The 4,620-nt window shown below is 68.1% G+C and carries 3 protein-coding genes and 1 pseudogene; 3 read left to right on the forward strand and 1 reads right to left on the reverse strand.

The window, feature by feature from the left end:
* Together LI94_RS20345 and LI94_RS20350 are read left to right on the forward strand one after the other, a co-directional pair.
* Window positions 1-631, forward strand: a 631-nt coding sequence (locus LI94_RS20345) for a S49 family peptidase (RefSeq protein ID WP_046302349.1), incomplete at its 5' end; no start/stop codon positions are given.
* Window positions 632-718: 87 nt separating this feature from the next.
* A complete protein-coding gene (locus LI94_RS20350; RefSeq protein WP_052739997.1) occupies window positions 719-1,024 on the forward strand; it encodes a DUF732 domain-containing protein in 306 nt (101 codons plus the stop codon).
* Between the two features lie 22 nt (window positions 1,025-1,046).
* Here LI94_RS20350 and LI94_RS20355 read toward each other — a convergent pair whose 3' ends face one another.
* The gene (locus LI94_RS20355) at window positions 1,047-2,279 is read right to left on the reverse strand and encodes an EstA family serine hydrolase (protein ID WP_046302351.1); all 1,233 of its coding nucleotides are present in this window, start codon (window positions 2,277-2,279) and stop codon (window positions 1,047-1,049) included.
* 422 nt (window positions 2,280-2,701) lie between these two features.
* Here LI94_RS20355 and LI94_RS23990 point away from each other — a divergent pair.
* Window positions 2,702-4,620, forward strand: a pseudogene (locus tag LI94_RS23990) (hypothetical protein); the annotation flags it as partial.

The following is a 4,620-nucleotide window of genomic DNA, read 5'->3' on the forward strand; positions in this document are numbered from 1 at the left end:
GATGGGCGCGGTCGCGGCCTCCGGCGGGTACTACATCTCCGCGGGCACCGACGCCATCGTGGCCAATCCCGGCACCATCACCGGATCCATCGGGGTGGTGACCGGCAAGCTGGTCGCCCGTCAGCTCAAAGACCGCCTTGGAGTGGGAACCGACACGGTACGTACCGGCGCCAACGCCGATGCCTGGTCGATTAACGCCCCGTTCACCGCCGAGCAGCAAGGACAGGTCGAGACCGAAGCCGACCTGTTCTACAACGATTTCGTGGCTCGGGTGGCGCAAGGGCGCAACCTGTCCACCGATGCGGTGGACGCGGTGGCACGCGGACGGGTATGGACCGGTGCCGACGCGGCCGAACGTGGGCTGGTCGACGAACTGGGCGGGCTGCGCACGGCGGTACGCCGCGCCAAGGTGCTGGCCGGGCTCGACGCGGACGCGCAGGTCCGCACCGTGTCCTATCCCGGCTCGTCGTTGTGGGAGTTCGTCCGGCCGCGCCAATCGTCGCAGCCGGCGGCAGCGCTGTCCGATGCGGTCGGCAGCCTGCTGGTGCGGTCGCTGACCGGGATGGTCGACCAGGTCGAACGCTCGGTCAACGGCGCGCAGGTGCTGTGGCTGGGGGAGTCGCGCTGGTGAAAGGCGTAACGCAGAAGCAACAATTCTCTTCGCCGCAGTAAAAGCTCGGAAACACGTCTTTAACCGACGCCGCCCATGCTTAGAGCCATGAAACGGTTACTGCTGCTGGCAGGCTTGAGCGCGATGGTCGTCTTGGCCGCCCCCGCCAACGCCGCGCCGTCGGGCGTCGATGGGCAGTTTCTGGCCACCCTCTCCGGTGCCGGGCTGAGCCACCGCGCCGGCGACCAGGCAACTGTGTCGGCCGGCCGTGCGGTGTGCCAGCTCATGGACGCCGGACTGTCCCCGATGGACACCGTTGTCGCGGTGCAGGCCACCAACCCGGGCTTCACCATCCAGACGGCTGGACAGTTCGCCGCGATCTCGACGGCGCACTACTGCCCCCAATACATGTAGTTCGGTCTGCACGCCGTCGTCGTTAGGACTGCAGCCGGCAGCTCAACACGTCGCGGAACAATGCCTGGCGCAACGCGAGTTCGCGCGGATCGCTGTAGAGGTGAAATCCCAGGCGATTCATCACATACGAGTAGCCGATACCGGTGTCGGGATCGGCGAATCCGAAAGAGCCACCGAAACCCGGTGTGCCATAAGCCCTGTCCGACGACCCAAAGGCGGAACCAAACGCCGGCTTGGACAGGCCCAGCGAGAACACCACCTCGACGCCCAACACTTTGTCGCGTTCCCCGCGAGCCGGTGGTGCCGGCTTCGCGGTGAGTTCGTCGTGCACACCGGGACTCAGCGGTAGTGCTGGATCCGCGGTGGCCGCTGCGCCGTAGAGCCGCGCGATCGCCGAAGCGGAACCGATCCCGTTAGCGGACGGGATCTCCACGGCGCGCACCTCGTCGCGGTTGTAGTCGCCGTCCCAGGGTTTGACGTCGCGTGGCATGGAGCTCGCTCGTCCCAGCAGCCCGAACGGATTGAACGACGCGGCCACCAGGGCCGCCGGCATCACATTGAGGTGCAGTAGGGACTCGGCGCGCTTCCACTGGTGCAGCACCGCCACTTGATCGCGGGTTACCGAAGTCGGCAGGCCGATATGCAGGTTCAGCCCGAGCGGCCGGGCGATCTCGTCGGCGAAGAACCGGCCCAGGGTGCGACCCGCCGGGTCGGTGCGACGGATCAGCTCAGATTCATACCAGCCCAACGTGATCGCGTGATAGCCGTGCCGGGTGCCGGGCGCCCACAGGGGTTTCTGGGCGGCCAGCATGGGCGCCAGTCGTGCCGGGGCGGCGACGTCGGCCAGCGTGGGGGCGGGCTTCAGCGAGCTCAGTCCGGCCTGATGGCCCAGCAGCTGGCGGATCGTGACGTCACCCTTGCCGGCCTGGGCGAACTCGGGCCAATGGGTTGCCACCTTGTCGTCGTAGCCGAAGAGTCCCCGCGAGACCGCCAGTGCCACGGTCAGGGCCGCCACGCCCTTGGTGGTGGAGAAGACGTTGACCATGGTGTTCTGCTGCCATGGTTGGCGGGTAACCCCGTCGCGGTAGCCGCCCCACAGGTCAACGACCTTGACGCCGTCGCGGTACACCGCGACCGCGGCGCCCACCTCACGGCCTGCTGCGAAGTTGGTCCGGAATGCATCGGCGACCTTGCCGTAGCCCACCTCGACGTCGCCGTCGATCAGATCCTGGGGAACCTTGACCTTGAGCACCATGGGGTGGTTATACCGCTGCCGGTCACCCGGCTATCGCCGAATGGCGATTCCCATCCGCAACTGGTCCAGACGGTTGTCCTGCCGAGGCCTGCGATCGTGCGATAGGGCCGTTAGTCCTTTTCAGGGCCGTTGCTATTTCAATATGGGGGCTGACCCGTAAGCAATATTACCTAATGCGTGGCGGTAGTCACAGCCGTCAGTAAATCGTGATGTCGCCCATATGGCGCACCTCTCAATTTCGGCTAATTCTCAGGTCAATCATGGTTTATCGCAGCGCGAGGCTCTGGGACTACCTAATTTTCAATTCGTCGGCGACGTCAAATTCGGCTAGCTTGCAGCGCGAGTGATTCGTAACGGTTCGCGGATTTCATGCTGAACCGGCGATTAATTCGGCAATGAATTCAGAAATTGGGAGATTCGGCATGAAACAGAGTCGTGACCGTCGGCAAAGTGCCCGTGGCTTCGCTGGGCGGGTGGCCGGCGCCGGAAGCGCAGTCGGCGCATTCCTGGCCTTCGGGGTGAGCCCGGTCGCAACCGCTCCGTCCGCCAGCGCAGACTTCGACGACCTGTTCTCGCAGCCCATCCTGGAGATGTTCGACTCGTGGTCCGCGGGCTCGGACCTGTGGCTCACCGGGTCGTCGGCCGACGTCCTGGACGGCCTGGACGCGGGTGCCGCGTTCGACTCCAGCATTTTCGCCTTCGACCCGACACAGCCGTTGGGCCCCTGGCTGGCGGAGATGGACCATGTGCTCTACACGGGCTTCCAGAACTACGTCTACCTACCGCTGTACGCCATCAGCCAAGACCTGATGGGCTACGCCGAACCGCTGCTCAACCTCGTCAACCAGCCCTTCGTCGACCTGTTCGGCCGGGTGCTGATCGGTAACGGCATCGACGGCTTCGACGGTGTCAACGACTCCCTGCTGGGCAGCTCGGGACTCTTCGGCAACCTCGGCGACGGTGGCTTCCTGTTCGGCGACGGCGGCGCCGGGGTGGCCGGTGACGCCATCAATGCCGACGGTGGGATCGGCGGAGCGGCCGGACTGATCGGCAACGGCGGCGCCGGTGGCGCCGGACTCGCTGGTATTGCCGGTGGCGACGCCGGTAACGGTGGTGACGGCGGTGCCGGTGGCTGGCTGCTGGGCAACGGAGGCCTGGGCGGTGCCGGCGGTGTCGGTGGAATCGGCGGTGGCGCAGGTGGTTTCGGTGGAACCGGCGGCGCGGCCATCTTCATCGGCAACGGCGGGGCCGGTGGTGCCGGTGGCGCCGGAGGTTTCGGGGGCGACGGTGCCGACGGAGCCACGTTCGGCGCGAGCGGTGATCACGGCGGCTTCGGCGGCATCGGCGGCAACGGTGGTGCCGGCGGACGCGCGGGCTTGCTGTTCGGTGCCGCGGGCAACGGCGGCAACGGTGGTGTCGGCGGCGACGGCGGCGCCGGCGGTGACGGTCAGAACGGCCTGCATGGCACCAACGCCGGTGGCGCCGGCGTCAGCAGCGGCCTGCCCGGACAAGACGGCATGGACGCCGGTAACGGTGGCAACGGCGGCAACGGAGGCGCCGGTGGAAACGCGGGCAAGGGCGGCGCGGGCGGATTCCTCGGCATCCACCCGGCTGGTGCGTCCGGTGTGGCCGGGGCCGGCGGCAGCGCCGGTGACGCCGGCAATGCCGGCAATGGCGGCAACGGCGGCAACGGCGGTAACGACGGAACGGGCCTGTCCGCCGGCGACGGCGGGAACGGTGGCGCCGGCGGTGACCGTGGCATCGTCGGCATCGCGGGCCTCGGTGGTCTGAACAGCGACGGCACCCGCGCCGCCTCCGGCGCGGACGGTGCGGTGGCCATCAGTGGTGGCAACGGCGGTCACGGTGGTAACGGCGGCAACGGCGGCGTGCTCGCCGACGGCCAGGGTCAGAACGGTGGTGCTGCCGGAAACGGTGGCGCCGCAGGCCGGATCGGCGACGGCGGTAACGGCGGTAACGGCGGTCATGGCGGCGACAGCGCCGCCGGTGCCGACGGCGCCAACCCCGGCGACGCCGGTGTGGACGGCAAGGTCGGCGGTTACGGCGGCAACGGTGGACACGGTGGCGCCGGTGGACGCGATGCCGGGAACTCCGGCAATGGCGGCAACGGTGGCAACGGCGCGGATGGCGGCGACGGCGGAGCCGGTGCCAACGGCGCGGACGGGATCCTTCCGGGCCAGGACGGCCAGGATGGTGGTCGCGGCGGCAGTGGCGGTGACGGTGGCGCCGGCGGTAACGGTGGCAACGCGGGAGTCGTCTACAACGGCGTGGTCGGGCTCAACGGCAACGGCGGCGACGCCGGTAACGGCTGTCTCTTATACAC

The sequence above is a fragment of the Mycobacterium sp. UM_Kg27 genome, assembly GCF_000972905.1.
Taxonomy (GTDB): domain Bacteria; phylum Actinomycetota; class Actinomycetes; order Mycobacteriales; family Mycobacteriaceae; genus Mycobacterium.